General features: G+C 70.0%; 14 protein-coding genes. 8 read left to right on the top strand and 6 right to left on the bottom strand.

Annotated features, from left to right (window positions below; genetic code table 11):
• Window positions 1-272 precede the first annotated feature (272 nt).
• From OG898_RS28485 to OG898_RS28475, 3 genes are read left to right on the top strand one after another with little or no spacing between them, the layout of a single operon-like run.
• Entirely contained in the window at window positions 273-797 is a 525-nt protein-coding gene (locus OG898_RS28485; protein WP_266960733.1) for a PadR family transcriptional regulator, read from the top strand.
• Window positions 794-1,474 carry an ABC transporter ATP-binding protein gene (locus tag OG898_RS28480; RefSeq protein WP_250753067.1) on the top strand — a complete coding sequence of 227 codons (681 nt, stop codon included), beginning with the start codon at window positions 794-796 and terminating at the stop codon, window positions 1,472-1,474. Before OG898_RS28485 ends, OG898_RS28480 begins: the two co-directional genes overlap by 4 nt.
• Window positions 1,471-3,900, top strand: coding sequence for an FtsX-like permease family protein (locus OG898_RS28475; RefSeq protein WP_266960731.1), 2,430 nt, complete (start codon window positions 1,471-1,473; stop codon window positions 3,898-3,900). The genes OG898_RS28480 and OG898_RS28475 overlap by 4 nt, the downstream gene beginning before the upstream one ends.
• 283 nt (window positions 3,901-4,183) lie before the next feature.
• On the opposite strand, the gene OG898_RS28470 is transcribed toward OG898_RS28475, so the two are convergent.
• Entirely contained in the window at window positions 4,184-4,666 is a 483-nt protein-coding gene (locus tag OG898_RS28470) for a hypothetical protein (RefSeq protein WP_323184930.1), read from the bottom strand.
• A gap of 184 nt (window positions 4,667-4,850) precedes the next feature.
• Between OG898_RS28470 and OG898_RS28465 the strand changes: the two genes are divergently transcribed.
• The 3 genes from OG898_RS28465 (at window position 4,851) to OG898_RS28455 (ending at window position 7,831) form a co-directional block, all read left to right on the top strand.
• Window positions 4,851-5,483 (top strand): hypothetical protein, encoded by a 633-nt coding sequence (locus OG898_RS28465; protein ID WP_266960727.1) that lies wholly within the window; start codon window positions 4,851-4,853, stop codon window positions 5,481-5,483.
• Window positions 5,484-5,498: 15 nt separating this feature from the next.
• Window positions 5,499-6,524: a hypothetical protein gene (locus OG898_RS28460; protein WP_266960725.1), complete on the top strand. Its 1,026-nt coding sequence runs from the start codon at window positions 5,499-5,501 to the stop codon at window positions 6,522-6,524.
• A 77-nt stretch (window positions 6,525-6,601) separates the two neighbouring features.
• Window positions 6,602-7,831, top strand: coding sequence for an IS30 family transposase (locus OG898_RS28455; protein WP_266956458.1), 1,230 nt, complete (start codon window positions 6,602-6,604; stop codon window positions 7,829-7,831).
• Between the two features lie 445 nt (window positions 7,832-8,276).
• On the opposite strand, the gene OG898_RS28450 is transcribed toward OG898_RS28455, so the two are convergent.
• From OG898_RS28450 to OG898_RS28430, 5 genes are all read right to left on the bottom strand, one after another.
• The gene (locus OG898_RS28450; RefSeq protein WP_266960723.1) at window positions 8,277-8,672 is read right to left on the bottom strand and encodes a hypothetical protein; all 396 of its coding nucleotides are present in this window, start codon (window positions 8,670-8,672) and stop codon (window positions 8,277-8,279) included.
• A gap of 264 nt (window positions 8,673-8,936) precedes the next feature.
• Window positions 8,937-9,062 (bottom strand): hypothetical protein, encoded by a 126-nt coding sequence (locus OG898_RS28445; protein ID WP_266960721.1) that lies wholly within the window; start codon window positions 9,060-9,062, stop codon window positions 8,937-8,939.
• 116 nt (window positions 9,063-9,178) lie between these two features.
• Complete coding sequence (locus OG898_RS28440) at window positions 9,179-10,033, bottom strand: PEP/pyruvate-binding domain-containing protein (protein ID WP_266960719.1); 855 nt, start codon at window positions 10,031-10,033, stop codon at window positions 9,179-9,181.
• A complete protein-coding gene (locus tag OG898_RS28435; RefSeq protein WP_266960717.1) occupies window positions 10,030-11,736 on the bottom strand; it encodes a PEP-utilizing enzyme in 1,707 nt (568 codons plus the stop codon). The genes OG898_RS28440 and OG898_RS28435 overlap by 4 nt, the downstream gene beginning before the upstream one ends.
• Window positions 11,737-11,754: 18 nt before the next feature.
• Window positions 11,755-12,378 (bottom strand): TetR/AcrR family transcriptional regulator, encoded by a 624-nt coding sequence (locus tag OG898_RS28430; protein WP_266960715.1) that lies wholly within the window; start codon window positions 12,376-12,378, stop codon window positions 11,755-11,757.
• A gap of 433 nt (window positions 12,379-12,811) precedes the next feature.
• On the opposite strand from OG898_RS28430, the gene OG898_RS28425 reads away from it, so the two are divergent.
• Entirely contained in the window at window positions 12,812-13,309 is a 498-nt protein-coding gene (locus tag OG898_RS28425) for a hypothetical protein (protein WP_266960713.1), read from the top strand.
• 33 nt (window positions 13,310-13,342) lie between these two features.
• Window positions 13,343-14,485 (top strand): polymorphic toxin type 44 domain-containing protein, encoded by a 1,143-nt coding sequence (locus OG898_RS28420; RefSeq protein WP_266960711.1) that lies wholly within the window; start codon window positions 13,343-13,345, stop codon window positions 14,483-14,485.
• The last annotated feature ends 19 nt before the right edge of the window (window positions 14,486-14,504 follow it).

The following is a 14,504-nucleotide window of genomic DNA, read 5'->3' as shown; positions in this document are numbered from 1 at the left end:
GGCGGGCTCGGTGCCTGCGGGCTTCCATCCCGGCGTCGTGCTCCCTTGTGCCGGTGCGGGGCACGAGAAAGGCACGGGCAGGCCATGGCCTCAGGGTGGTTGGGGGCGCCGGAGACGGTGCTCGAGGATGACGCAGCTTCATGGCGTGAGAGCACGCATCCACCTCCGGGACACCGATTTCCCCGTCAGCCCCAGCCACACCCCGGTGGCGGCCGGGCGGGTCAGCACGAGAGCTATACACGCGATGTATACACGCCATGTAGAGTGCGTGCATGTCAATCAGCTATGCCCTGCTTGGACTTCTGGAGTCAGGGCCCCGCCACGGGTACGACCTCAAGCGCGCCTTCGACGACCGGTTCGGCCGGGACCGCCCCCTGCACTACGGCCAGGTCTACTCGACCATGGCGCGGCTGCTGAAGAACGGTTTGGTGGAGGTCGACGGCACGGAGGCGGGCGGAGGCCCGGAGCGCAAGCGGTACGCCATCACCGACGCCGGGGTGACCGACGTCGAGGGCTGGCTCGCCCAGCCCGAGAAGCCCGAGCCGTACCTCCAGACGACCCTGTACACGAAGGTTGTGCTGGCCCTGCTGACCGGCCGCAGCGCCGAGGGACTGCTCGACACCCAGCGGGCCGAACACCTGCGCCTGATGCGCGAACTCACCCGCCGCAAGTCCCAGGGCAACCTCGCCGACCAGCTGATCTGCGACCACGCCCTGTTCCACCTGGAGGCGGACCTGCGGTGGCTCGAACTCACCGCCGCCCGCCTCGGCCAGCTCGCCACGGAGATCCGCACATGACCGACCCCATACTGTCCGCGACCCGCCTGCGGAAGTCCTACGGCACGACCCCCGCGCTGGACGGCGCCGACTTCGGCATCCGCTCCGGCGAGGTCGTCGCCGTGATGGGCTCCTCGGGCTCCGGCAAGTCCACCCTCCTGCACTGCCTGGCCGGCATCGTCACGCCCGACGCCGGCCAGGTGATGTACGACGGCCGGGCCATGTCGACGCTCTCGGACGCCGGGCGCAGCCGACTGCGCCGGGGCGAGTTCGGCTTCGTCTTCCAGTTCGGTCAGCTGGTGCCCGACCTGACCTGCCTGGAGAACGTGGCGCTGCCGCTGCGGCTGAACCGAGTCCGGCGCAAGGAGGCCGAGCGCAGGGCCGTCGGGTGGATGGAACGCCTGGAGGTCGCCGACCTCGCCCGCAAACGTCCCGGCCGGATCTCCGGCGGCCAGGGCCAACGGGTCGCCGTCGCCCGCGCCCTGGTCGGAAACCCGCGCGTGCTCTTCGCCGACGAACCGACCGGCGCCCTGGACTCCCTCAACGGCGAACGCGTCATGCGACTGCTGACCGAGGCCGCCCGCGAAACCGGCACGGCCGTCGTCCTGGTCACCCACGAAGCGCGCGTCGCCGCGTACTGCGACCGCGAGATCGTCGTACGCGACGGAAAGTCGCGCGACATGGAGCACGCCGCGTGAAGAACAGCATTCTGCGACGCTTCCGTACCCAGCACCGCCAACTCGAAAACCGCCGTGCGGCGGCGCGCGGGGAGAGTCCCGCCACCCCGGGCGACTGGGTGCGGGACCTCGCCTTCGGCGTCCGGTTCGCGGTGAGCGGCGGACGTGAGGGCTGGACCCGTACGCTCCTGACCGCCGTCGGAGTCGGCCTCGGCGTGGCCCTGCTGCTCGTCGCCGCCGCCGTCCCGGCCATCCTCAACGCCCGCGGCGACCGTGGCGCGGACCGCGGTGACTCCCCCTCCTCCTACAGCGTGGCCGTGCGGCCCACCGCCGAGACGATCGTCACCGGCCGGGCCGACACCACCTACCGGGGCCAGGACGTCTACGGGCGGCTGGTCCAGCCGGACGGCGACCGTCCGCTGCTCCCGCCCGGCCTGGACGAACTGCCCGCCCCCGGCGAGATGTTCGTCTCCCCCGAACTCGGGAAACTGCTCGCGTCGCCCGAAGGGGCCCTGCTCAAGGAGCGCCTCGGCCACAAGGTCAGCGGCACCATCGGTGAGGCGGGACTCCTCGGCCCACGCGAACTCGCCTACTACGCGGGGGCCGACAACCTAGTCCCCGACGGCGAGAACCCGACCAGGACCGACGACATCGGCGGCCCGAATCTCTCGGAGGCCCTCGGACCGTTCCTGACACTGTTGGTCATCATCACCTTCGTGGTGCTGCTGATGCCGGTGGCGGTCCTCATCGCCACCGCCGTCCGCTTCGGCGGCGAGCGCCGCGACCGACGGCTGGCCGCGCTGCGGCTGGTCGGCGCGGACGCGCACATGACGCGGCGGATCGCGGCCGGGGAGGCCCTGTTCGGCGCGCTGATCGGGCTCGCCGTGGGGTTGGGACTCTTCGTCGGCGGACGGCAGCTCATCGGCACGGTCGAGCTGTGGCGGATCAGCGTCTTCGCGTCGGACGTGTCCCCGAGCCCCCTGCTGGCGGCGCTGATCGTGGCCGGCGTGCCGGTCACGGCCGTCGCCGTCACCCTGTTCGCGCTGCGTACGGTCTCCATCGAACCGCTCGGCGTCGCACGGAACACCGGGACGGCCCGGCGGCGCCTGTGGTGGCGGCTGATGCTGCCGGCCGTCGGGGTGGCCCTGCTGTCCCCGATGATCGGGGGCCTCTCGCCGGACAGCCAGGTCAATGAGCTGAAGATCGCGGTGGGCGCCGTGCTGCTGCTCGTGGGGGTGACGGCGCTGCTGCCCTGGGCGATGGAGACCGTCGTCGGCCGGATGCGCGGCGGCCCGCTGCCGCTTCAGCTGGCCACCCGCCGACTCCAGTTGGACAGCGGCGCGTCGGCCCGGACGGTCAACGGCATCACGGTCGCGGTGGCCGGCGCGATCGCCGTGCAGATGCTGTTCTCGGGGCTGGAGAGCAGGTACACCCAGGACACCGGCTTCAGTCCGCTCCGCGGGGAGATGCGGATCAGCAGGGACTACACCGGTGCGGCCCAGCAGGAGAAGGACACGGCCGCGCTCCGCGCCACCCCGGGCGTGGCATCGACCCTGACCTACACACTCGGCCACGCGCACGAGCCCGGCACGCCCCCGGACCCCGGAGCCTTCGTGATCGTCGGGGACTGCGCGGCCCTGGGCCAGATCGTCGAGGCCTCCGACTGCCGGCCCGGCAGCGTCTACCTGGCCGGCGACCTGGCGAACCAGGACCCGCTGACCGGCGGCCAGTACCTCCCCGCGCCCGGCGCGCGGGTCGACCTCTCGACGCAGGACAAGACGTCGGGGAAGCCGGGCGCGCCCAAGCTGTGGACCGTTCCGTCCGCCGCCCGCCTCACCGCGTTGGTGCCGGACCCGGCAGGGTCCTTCCGCACCGGGATCTTCGCCACCCCCGAGGCGATCAACGCCGGTGACCTGGGTGACGCCGGCACCGAACTGCTGGCGAAGCTGGACCCCGCCGACCGCGACGCGGCCGAACAGGTCCGCAACACCGCGGCGCGGATGGACCCGCTGCAGTCGGTCCAGTACTACGAGGAGACCGCCACGGCCCCGCAGCTTACGAACATCAAGCGCGGCCTGTTCATCGGCACGACCGTCACACTGCTGCTGATCGGCGCGAGCATGCTCGTCACCATGCTGGAGCAGATCCGCGAGCGGAGGAAGCTGCTGTCGGTACTGGTAGCCTTCGGCACCCGGCGCTCGACGCTCGGGATGTCGGTGCTGTGGCAGACCGCGCTGCCGGTGACGCTCGGCCTGGCGTTGGCTGTCGTCGGCGGCCTGGGCCTCGGCGTGATCCTGCTGAAAATGGCGGTGCTGCCACTGGCCGTGGATTGGGCGGGCATCGCGTGGATGACCGGCATCAGCGGCGGTGTCGTCCTGCTGGTCACCCTGCTCAGCCTGCCGCCGCTGTGGCGCATGATGCGCCCCGACGGCCTGCGCACCGAGTAGCCCACGCCCCGCGCGAGGAGCCTCCGTGATGCCGGCGGAGCGCAGCGGGCTGCGAGAAGCGGCAAGGCAGCCTTCAAGAACAACCACTCAAGATCAGTTTCAACCTGGTCACTTCTCTGAACTAGTGGGTGCCCGACACGAGGACGGGTGTGGAGGCTTGGTTCCGAGCGTCAGTGCTTCGTGTCCGCCTGAGCCTTGCGTCGGCCGGCAAGCAGGGCGAAGCCTGCCAGTGCGGCCCCGGCGGCGAGGGTTTGGATGACGGCCGTGGGGACGGCGCTGGCGGTCAGGCCGGCGAGGGGGAGACGAGGGCGCCGATGAGGAAGCTAGTGGCGCCCAGGAGTGCGGAGGCAACTCCCGCGGCGTTGCGGGTGCGGTTCATCGCGAGGGCGTTGGCGTTGCCGATGAGCAAGCCGGACGCCAGCGCCGGCATGCCCAGGCCCGCGACGGTCAGGAGACCCAGCCCTGCGGTCACGATCGCGTGGACAGGGAAGCGGCGGACGAGGTAACGGCCGTTGAGCTGCCCGACTGCGACCATGCCGGCGGCGTTCAGGCCGAACAGCAGGGCGTAGGTCTGGGGGGTGGCGCCGTAGAGATCCTGGAGGACGAGGGGGGAGGCGGCCAGGTAAGCGAAGAACGCGGCGAACGCCCCGCTCGCGGCGATCAGGCAGCCGGTGAACACCCGGTCGGCCAGCAGCTCCCGTATCTGCCCCAGCCCCACTCCGCGCACCCGCCGCGCGGCCGCGGGCAGGCTCTCGGGCAGGCCCATCATGATCGCCGCGGGCAGCAGCGCGCCAGGTTCTCGGCGAAGGCGGCGTTGGCGGTGTCCTGGTCGGTCATGCGGCCGCGGCATGCGGTGTGTTCGGGCTGCCCCGTACAACCCTTTGCCCGGCAGGCGGGTCGGAACTGCGCATGACGATCACGTCATCGACGATTTTCCCTGAGGGAGATACATGAGGAAGCGCAGCCTGGCTGCTCTGTGTACGGCCACGGCGCTCGGGATCGTCCTCGCGATTCCCACGGCCGCCTCGGCGGCCGACCCCCACGCGTCCGGTTTCCGGGCGTGGACCGATCGCACCCGGGTCTACCTGGACTTCGGTACCGGCCCGTTGCCGAAGGGCCTCAAGGTGCACCTGCGCAAGGCCGGCACGGGCACCCCGGCCGCGACGGTCACCTCGTTCGAGCCCAGGAAGGACGACACCCCCTGTGTCCCGTCCTGCCAGGAGGACCCGGGTGTGACGGGCGTCCAGTCCGCGCCGCTGCGGCTGGCGGATCTGGGCCGGTACACCGTGGACGTCGAGTACACGGGAACCGTGGGTGAGCCGATCCGGTACAAGGACAAGGCCACCCTCACCTACGACCTGATCCCGCGGGTCACCTCTCTGGAGGTGGTCGGGAAGCCGCACTTCGACAACCGGACGGTCACGGTCAAGGCTGACGCGGTGGGCCGCGACCCCCGCAACGACACCGATCAGCCGCTGGCCAACGGCAAGCTGGTGGTGGAAACGAACGCGGTCACCGCCCCGGTGGTCACCGATGCCGCGGGGCACGTCGAGGCGCCGTTCACCTTCGCCGGCTCCGAGTAGATCATGGCTACGGGCGTGAGAGAGATCATGGTGACCCTCCGGCCGGAGAGCGAGGCCGTGGGCAGCGGGCTCGGCCGGTCCCTCATGGTCGGGACCCTTCCCCCGCCGAAGTCCAAGATCACCATGGACGCCGCGAAGCTGCGCGGGCCGGACGCCTCCACTGTCCCTGCGAGCGGCCGGCTCACCTTCCAGAGCGCCGACGGCACCTGGAAGCCGGCGCCCGCCGGCACCGGGGTCCGCGGCAGGATCGAGGGGCGCGGGGGGTGGGTGAGGACCGTCGAGGACGGCCGGTTCACCGTAGAGGTGCCGGTCAACGGCAGGGTGAGCGCTCTGGTCGACCACAAGGAGTCGGGCTGGCTGTCGAGCACGTACGCGACCGTGGCCGTGGACCCCTCGACCAGCGCCGGGTTCCACGGCGGCACGGAGCCGGTGGTCAGCGCGGACCGGAAGGTCACCCTTGGCGGCAAGCTCTACGCGTACGACATCCCGGCGCCCACCAAGCTGAAGGTGGTGGTCGAGTTCCGGCGCAAGGGAACCGAGGAGTGGGTCGTCAAGGCGACCCGGGAGAGCGCCGCCCCGGCTGGTGACAGCACCCGTGTCGTCACGGTGGCGCGGCTGCCCTACCCGGGCTCCGGCCACTGGCGGCTGCGGTACACCGGAACCCCCGCCATCCCCGCCGGATATGTCGCGACGCACGCCCCCCTTGCGTACCGGACGAACACGGCGATCCCGGAGTTCAACGCCGCTCCGGAGCCGGTCAAGGCCGGCCGGCCGATCACCATCACGGGCAAGCTGACCATGCCGCTGTGGTACAACGAAAACGAGTGGGTGGGGTTCGCCAGCCAGCCGGTCCGCATCTACTTCCGCGCGACCGGCACCACCACCTGGAAGTCGATGGGCACCGCCACGACAGCGTCGGACGGCACGTTCAAGAAAGCCTTCACGGCCGCCAAGGACGGGACCTGGCAGGCCCGCTACGAGCCGGGCCTGGAAACCTCCTTCGCCTCCACGAGCCGCGAGGACCTCGTCGACGTGCAGTGAGCAACGGCACCCACTGATGCCCCGCCGGTATTCTTGAGTTCTAGTGGTCGTCGCAACACCCCAGTTCAAGGGGTGCGATGGACTTCAAGATCAGAGAGAACCGGGGGCCTGGGGGCGGTGGCCCTCTGATGCGTGAGCGGGAGGTATATCTCCAGCTCATGCGCCAGGGACACAGCAACACGGAAGCGTGCCGGATCGTCGGGATCAACGTGCGGACCGGCAAGCGCTGGCGCAACGGCTGGCACTCGCCGCCGTGGGGGAAGCCGAAGCCTCCGATCACCGTGGAGGCTTCGGCTCCCGGCCCGTCGCGGTATCTCCGGGAGACGGACCGCATCCACATCGCCGACCGGCTACGGGAGAAGGCGTCGATCCGGCAGATAGCCGCCGAGCTGGGCCGCAGCCCCTCGACAGTGAGCCGCGAGATACGCCGCAACAGCGCCTTGTGGTCAAACGGCCAGTGGGTCTACCGGCCACATGCCGCCCACCGTCGGGCCGAACAGCGCAGGCCTCGTCCGAAGCCCGGCAAGCTCGGCCAGAACCCCGACCTGCGCGAGTTCATCCAGCAGCGCCTTGAACTGCGCTGGAGCCCAGAACAGATCTGTCACGCTCTACGGGCCGTCTTCCCCGACCAGCCGGAGATGCACGTGGTCCACGAGACGATCTACCAGGCCCTCTACGTCCAGGGCCGCGGAGAACTCCGTCGGGAACTCACCCGGGCCCTGCGGACCGGGCGGGCCATGCGCCGGCCGCACCGGCAGTCCCACAAGCGCCAGCCCCGTGCGATCACGGGCATGGTGATGATCAGTGAGCGTCCGGCCGAGGTCGCTGACCGGGCCGTTCCCGGCCATTGGGAGGGCGATCTGATCATCGGCAAGGACGGCAAGTCCGCGATCGCCACGCTCGTCGAGCGCAGCACCCGCTACGTGATGCTCGCCCCACTGCCCCACGACCACACTGCGGGCAGCACGAAGAACGCGCTGGTCGAGGCCATATCGTCGCTTCCGCCGCACCTGAAACGATCCCTAACCTGGGACCAGGGCTCGGAGATGGCCTCGCACAAGGCGTTCACCCTAGCCACCGACGTCCCGGTCTACTTCTGTGACCCGGCCAGTCCCTGGCAGCGCGGGTCGAACGAGAACACGAATGGCCTGCTGCGCCAGTACTTCCCCAAAGGCACCGACCTCGCGGTCCACCCCCGCAACCATCTGGACACCGTTGCCGCCGAACTCAACGGCCGCCCACGCAAAACGCTCGGCTGGGAAACCCCGGCCGAGCGCCTCGCTAAGCTCCTGGCCACAGCCAGTTGACCACTTGTGTTGCAACGACCCCTGGAATTCGCCATTCCGGCGGGGCATCAGTGCGTCGTCCCATCGAGGTTCACCAGCGCGGTGCCGCCGATCTTCGCGGCCGTCGCGGCCCCCATGAAGCCCATGCCGATCGTAGCGATCGCCCTGGTCTCCCGGATGTGGTGTGTGGCCTCAGAGTGAGGCCAGGTGCTCCTCGGGCGTATTGCGGGATCCTTGGCCGGCTCGGCGGGTAGCAATCCTCGGGTCAGGTGGTGTTCTGGCGGAGGACGTTCAAGAGGGTGGTCGCGTCCGTCTCGTACGGCTGCTCTTGGCCGTGGGTGTCGTGGAGGATCGCGCAGTCCGTGCGGTCGGTGGCCTGGTGCGCGGTGATGCCGTGCTGGGCGAGGAGGCCGCGGAGGTGATGGCTGACTGCCCCTGATGGGTGTGGGCCGGGACGGCGACCGGCTTACGCCCCGTCGGCGAGGATCAGTTCGGCCATCGCAAGCAAACCCCTGAAATCCCTGAGTCCCTCCCGGTACTCCGCCGAACGCGCCAGCAGCGCTACGGCGGCACGAAGCTTCGGGAGGCAGCCCTGGAGAACCCTGATGTCGCCCGGGCTGGGAACACCACCGTTCCCGAGGTACGCCATGACGCAGCCGGCCATGGTGAAGTCCAGGTACGCCAGATCGTGCCTGTCGTCAAACGGCACGTCGGGGAACGGCCCGGGGTGGTGCGCGGCCCACAGGAGGGCCACCTCGCTGACGATCGCCCGGTGCCGGTCGGGCCCGCGGGGTGGGATAAGGGTGGTCACGAAGCGATCCTCCCGCACACGCCGGGGACCACCCACCGCGTGGGTGGTCATGGTGGTTCCTGCCTGAGGTTGGGTGGTGCGGTCATTCATGCAGTGGGGGTGCGTGCTGGTGGGGGAGGGGCAGGCTAGTGGTGCGGGTGGCGTGGACGGTGCCGCTCTCCGTCGTCAGCCCGCCCGTGTCGGTGCCGGTGCCGGTGTTCAGCCACTGCCCTGTGAACAAGCCGAGCGCGGCTTCGGCGGTGGGGTGGGTGCTGCCGTGCCGCTGGCAGATCCGTCCGTAGACGCTGTCCGTGCCGGCGGTGAGGCTGCCGATGGTCAGCCGGCGAGGTGGACGAGGCGGACGGTCCCGAAGGGGGGCAGGGGCTCGAGGCGGAGCAGCGCGGCGGGGTCGCTGACGACGGTCCTGCCCCGGGCGGGAGCGGGCCGGTTCGCCGCCTGCACGAGGTTGGGGGTGTCGGTGGTGGGGGCCTGGACGGTGAGGACGGTGGCGGGGCCGTCGACGATCGTCCATCCGGCGTTGATGAACGGGCCTCGGCGAGTGCGCGCCTGCGCAGGGGTCAGTGCGGGGGCACGGCCCCGGTCATCGGCCGGCGTTGCAGCAGAAGGAGACGGTCGGCGACGAAGGCCCACTCCAGGTCCTGCGTCCCGCCAAAGACCTGCTCGCAGCGGGCGGTGAGTTCCCGCAGGCTCTCCAGCCGTGTCTCGTCGAGGCAGAGTCGGTGGATTCGGTCGGCGGGGACCGGGACCTGGCTCGTTCCGCCGGCCGGCGCGGGCTCCACGGCCAGGTCCTTCAAGCCCGCCGTGCGCTCGATCACCCGGCCGTCGTGGCGGACCCGGTAGTGATCCGGTACGACCAGGCCGCTGACCACGGCTTCGCCCAGGCCCCAACTCGCCTCGATCACCAGGACGTCGGAGCCGTCGAGGGGGTCTCGGGAGAACAGGACTCCGGCGCACTCGGGTACCACCAACTCCTGTACCACCACTGCCACTCTGGGCCGGCCGGGCAGCCCGAGCCGCTCACGGTAGGCGAGCGCGGCGGCCGAGTGCGCCGAATCTCTCACCATTCGGACCGCCTCGGTCAGCCCGTCCGGACCCCGTACGTTCAGGCAGGTGAGGTGCTGTCCGGCGAAGCTCGCCCCGGCCGAGTCCTCGCCCAGAGCGGAGGAACGCACGGCCAGCCCGCCGCCCTGCAAGTCGGCGGTTGCCACGTGCAGGGCGGCGAGCGCCTCGTCGTCACCTGCTGCGACGGCGTCGACGAACAGCCATTCCAGGGCGATTCCTGCCGGTACCGGTAGACCGGCCCGGGCGGCGGCCGCGAGCTGCGAGGCCTTGCCGCCGTACTGGCTCTCGTCGGTGGCTAGACGGAGCGACACAGGGGCGGACCACGTGCTCGGCGACAGCAGACCGGTCATCGGACCACCGCCGCCTCTCCCGCCCGGCCGTCGACCCGCACCCAGGCGCCGTCGGGTATCACCGCCGTGGCATCCGTGCATCCGACGACGCCGGGGATGGCGAACTCCCGGGCGACGATGGCGGCGTGGGAGAGCGCCCCGCCGCGATCGGTGACGATCGCGCCGAGCAGCGGCAGGACGATGTTGAAGGCCGTGGTGGTCGCACCGGTGACCAGGACGTCCCCGGGCTGGATGCGGTCGAACTCGGGCACGCCGCTGATCACCCGTGCCGTGCCCTCGTACACGCCCGGGCTCGCGCCGAGCCCGTGGACGGTCCGCCCTTCGGTCCGGGCTGCCGGGTTGCTGAACATGGCGAGGACGACGGCCCCGAGGGCGCGTTCCAGGCGTGCCGCGGCGGGCGGCAGCCAATCGGGAGGCAGCGGGTCGCCCGGCGGTGGACCCAGCAACGGCGGCGCATCCGCGTACCGGGCGTGGTCGCGGTAGTGCGCCCGGGCGGCGAGTTCTGCGGCGTCGGGCCCGGAGCCCGTACGGACCAGGGCGCGCAGCTCCGCGTAGTCTGCCTCGGCCAGGTGGTCGGGTGCGTGGATCCGGCCCTGCTGGGTGAGCCGTCGGCCGGCCGCCAGGATGGCGCGCCGGGTGAGGCCGATGGCCGGAAGGTCCGCGCACGACCCGCGCTCGTCGCGCAGCCGGGAGACCAACCGCGCCTCGGCGAGCAGTTCGTCGAAGCGGGAGCGATGCGGCGCGGGTACAGCGTCGCGAAGGTCGGCCGCCGCGTCGGCGTGCTGGTCGGCGCGGGCGTCCGCCAGGGGCCTTGCCGAGGAGGAGACTGCCGAGCGGATGGCCGCGAGTACGACGGCGGGCAACTCCGCCACGCAGGGATCGCCCACGTCCTCGCCATTGACCGGGCGCCAGCCCGACGTCGCCAGGTACTCGGCAAGGGCGGTACTCGTACGTCCCGCGACGGCCCCGAGCGCCGCCAGCAGCTCCTGGGGTCGCGTCGGCGAGTCGAGCAGCTCGCTCGCCCGGGGGTCCGCTGCTACGGCGGCGGCCAGCTCGGCCAGTTCCTCCCGGTCTGCCAGCGGATCGGGGCTCGATCCGGCCAGCGGGGCCAGGATCTCGCCGGTGGTGCGCCCGGTCCACTCCTGACAGTGCGCGATCAGATCGCCCATCGGCAGCAGTGCCGGCATGTTGAACAGGTGGTGCAGGTAACCGGCTCGGCGCTGGTGCTCCCGGCACCGGTCGAGGTACGCGAGCAGACTGCCGGTATCGAGGAGACCGGGGTCGACCTGCTGTAGTTCGCGCCGCTCGCGCTGCAGCCCGGGTCTGACCTCCTCGTCCCAGCGGCGCAGGTCCTCGCGCCACAGCTTGCGTTCGAAGACGGTCGCGCTGGTCGCGAGCCTGGTGCGGATCTCGGGATGATCGGCGGCCAGGCGTTCCCAGACTTCTCTCGGCGGGTGGTCCGTGGCGTCCGGCGGGGCTCCCAGCGGCTGCGGATGGTAGTAGCAGAAACCGTTGACGAAGGCCCAGTCCAGCCGTTCGAGCAGCGACCCGTACCGGCGGAGGCTCTCTCCGAAGCCGCGGTGCATCTCCTCGATGAAGATCTCGGCGTGGAACCTGGTCACCGGGCGGGTGAAGTGGGTCGGGTCCAGGAACCAGGTACCCGGCCCCGGTGGAGCGAAAGTGCGTTCCGTGGCGATGCTCATGGCTCTCCTCCTTGCCGGTCAGCTGCCCGGGTGGCGTAGTGGGCCGTCCGGGTCTCGCCGCAGCTCGTCTGTAAGCACCTGCACCGCCCAGGCGGCGGCCTTGCCGGCCTCCGCCCCGTCGAGCCCCGCCTGCAGCCGCATGGCCTGCCAGGCTGGGGCGCTCACCAGCAGGTACAGCACGGCGACCGCGCGGCGGCGGGCTACCGGGTCGGCCTCCGCCGTGAGCTCGGCCAGCGCCGCCTCCACCGACTGGAACCGATGCCTGCGACCCTGCTCCCGCAGCGGCCGGGCCGCCTTGGAGTTCAGCATGGCGAGGATCAGTGGGGCGTGCTCGTCGTACGAGCGGTAGAGCTCCGGCGCCACGCGGCGCAGCCCGTCCAAGGTGTCCGGGTAGGACTGCGTGAGCACGTGCAGATTCTCCTGGGCCCACCCGCTCCAGGTCGCGAAGAGCGCCTCCCTGGTCGGGAAGTGCCGGTAGACGGTGCGGACGGCGACGCCTGCGCGCTCCGCTACGAGCGGGATGGTCAGCTCCTGGACGCTTTCGTCGGCGATGGCCTCGGTGAGCGCTGCGAGGATCAGCTGCCGGGTCTGCTCAAGCTGCCCGGCACGCAGCGGACTCTCGTACGCACGCTTCTCTTTCATGGCACGTTGACAATACTCTAATTCATGCCAAAATGTCAAAAAACGGAACAAATATTCCCCGAGGAGGGGTGAGGCTCGGCGACGCGGCAAGCCTGCCTTCAGGCCCGCCCGAGTCACGCCGATAGATGGCCCGGTGCCTGGGCGGGTGGCCCCATGGGACCGAACCCTTCGAGGCCAGTGGTGGCCCAGCGGCGGGAAGCGGCGTACACGTCGAGGAAGTCGCGGGCAGCGCCCCGGTCGGCAAAGGCTCAGACCTTGGTGTCGATCCCGTCCTCCTCACCGAGGACGGGACTCTGCTCCCCGCACACGCGGGGATGACCCCGTTGCCCGCATGGCATGGCAGGGAACTGAGTCCAGCTCGCACACAGAGATGATCCCATCGCGGCCTCTTCAGCGGGTGTCGGTTGGGGCCAAGGCGTCGCCCTCAGATCGTATGAGGAACGGTCAGTTCGCTGGCGAGCGTGGGCTTATGATCCAAAAGAGGGGAAGAGGGGAAGAGGGGAAGAGGGGAAGAGGGGAAGAGGGGAAGAGGGGAAGAGGGGAAGAGGGGAAGAGGGGAAGAGGGGAAGAGGGGGTACCGCCCGGCCCGGTGGCTCCGGTAGGCGGGAGCGTGTTCGGGTCAACGCCGGCGGAGAAGACCGCGGCGGCGAACACTGTCGAGACCGAGTTGGAGCCCAATACCAAGAAGGCCGCGGCCGGTGCGAAAGAGCATACGAGCGCGGCGGCAAGAACCCTTGACGGCTGGGAGACGGCCTCCGGACTGAAGAAGGTGACGGAGACGTGGGACCGGCAAGTGCAGATGCTCATGGGACGTCTCAGTGCCGAGAAAGCCTCCCTGCGTGGCGCCTCGGGCATGTTCGTGCAGAACGACGTGCACACGGGTGACGGGCTCCGCGCGCTGGGCCCGAAGTCGAAGCTCGACGGGCTGTAAGGGGTTGGGCGCGTGTTGACGTATCAGGAAGTCATGACGACCGATTTCGGCGTCCTGTCGACTGCTGCGGAGAAGTGGCAGTCCATGGCCACTGATCTGTCGAAGGTCGAAGAGCGTTACGGGGAGACGGTCCAGAAGATCACCCTCGGGCAGAACTGGCTCGGGTTCAGCGTTGAGGCTGCCCACACGAAGTTTGCGACGACCCGGCGTGAGTACAGGTCCGCTCAGACGGAGGCGAAGGCGGTAGCCAAGCTTCTGACGGATGCGCACGCAGGCTTCACCGACCTGAAGAAGAAGGTCGAATCAGCGCGGGACGATGCCGTGGCCGCGGGCATGGCGGTATCGGCGGCGGGACGTGCGACCTTCGACTTCACGCGGGTCGAGGACCCGGCACAGGCACGGGCTCTGCGGCGTGACCCGGACCTCAAGAGTGTGGAGGAGTCGTGGACCGCGCACGTTGCTGCGGCGGTGCGGGCCGTGGATGAGTTCGACAAGGCCGTGAAGCAGGCGCTCGAAGCCGTGGTCGTGGACGGGAACATCCTTGACGGCACTATCGGGGGGTTCAACGCCTCTGCCTCTCCCGTGATCCCGCCGACCGGGTCGGCGCGGAGTGAGCAGAAGTTCACTGATGCCGAGAGGTGGATTTTCGAGGAGATGAAGCGGAACGCGAAGTCGGACACCGTCGGGCAGATACGGTCCTTGCTCGACGAACCCGAGTGGTACGAGTTCGGGCGCAACTATGGTTCCGACATCAACGCGGCACTGGTGATGTGGGGTGTCAAGGTGGCCCCGGGGCAGGACTGGGACCACAAGCCTCAACTCCAGGCGCGGTACGACCTTCAGCGGCGCGACGACTACTACTTCAAGCAGCCCGGAACGGACCGCGAAGTCTTCTACGACATCTATTCCAATGTCCACTACGGCTATGTCGGCCGCGCTGTCGGCTTTGATGCGGACACCTTGATCAAGGGAGCCTCCCTGGGCGAATCGCTCATTACCGGGGACGATGACCAGGGTGACCAGATCACGATGCGTGTCGGCATCGAGCTGTACGACAAGTATGGCGACGACATGACCGAAGACCAGCTTCGCCAGGGAATCAACGACGCGATGGACAAGATGGAGCAGGCTCAGCGCAACGGGGAGAACGTTCCGCAGATCCGGAACCGGAAGTGACGCGGGGACAGTGGGGCTG

The sequence above is a fragment of the Streptomyces sp. NBC_00193 genome, from assembly GCF_026342735.1.
GTDB lineage: Bacteria > Actinomycetota > Actinomycetes > Streptomycetales > Streptomycetaceae > Streptomyces > Streptomyces stoeckheimensis.
The sequence above is the reverse complement of the archived record's forward strand: the minus strand, read 5'-3'. Positions and strand labels throughout refer to the sequence as shown.

Coding starts and splice junctions, on each gene's coding strand:
- OG898_RS28465 (WP_266960727.1), top strand. CDS start 4,851: ATGAGGAAGCGCAGCCTGGCTGCTCTGTGTACGGCCACGGCGCTCGGG.
- OG898_RS28455 (WP_266956458.1), top strand. CDS start 6,602: ATGGACTTCAAGATCAGAGAGAACCGGGGGCCTGGGGGCGGTGGCCCT.
- OG898_RS28430 (WP_266960715.1), bottom strand. CDS start 12,378: ATGAAAGAGAAGCGTGCGTACGAGAGTCCGCTGCGTGCCGGGCAGCTT.
- OG898_RS28420 (WP_266960711.1), top strand. CDS start 13,343: ATGACGACCGATTTCGGCGTCCTGTCGACTGCTGCGGAGAAGTGGCAG.
- OG898_RS28450 (WP_266960723.1), bottom strand. CDS start 8,672: ATGACCACCCACGCGGTGGGTGGTCCCCGGCGTGTGCGGGAGGATCGC.
- OG898_RS28485 (WP_266960733.1), top strand. CDS start 273: ATGTCAATCAGCTATGCCCTGCTTGGACTTCTGGAGTCAGGGCCCCGC.
- OG898_RS28425 (WP_266960713.1), top strand. CDS start 12,812: ATGAGGAACGGTCAGTTCGCTGGCGAGCGTGGGCTTATGATCCAAAAG.
- OG898_RS28480 (WP_250753067.1), top strand. CDS start 794: ATGACCGACCCCATACTGTCCGCGACCCGCCTGCGGAAGTCCTACGGC.
- OG898_RS28470 (WP_323184930.1), bottom strand. CDS start 4,666: ATGGGCCTGCCCGAGAGCCTGCCCGCGGCCGCGCGGCGGGTGCGCGGA.
- OG898_RS28440 (WP_266960719.1), bottom strand. CDS start 10,033: ATGACCGGTCTGCTGTCGCCGAGCACGTGGTCCGCCCCTGTGTCGCTC.
- OG898_RS28435 (WP_266960717.1), bottom strand. CDS start 11,736: ATGAGCATCGCCACGGAACGCACTTTCGCTCCACCGGGGCCGGGTACC.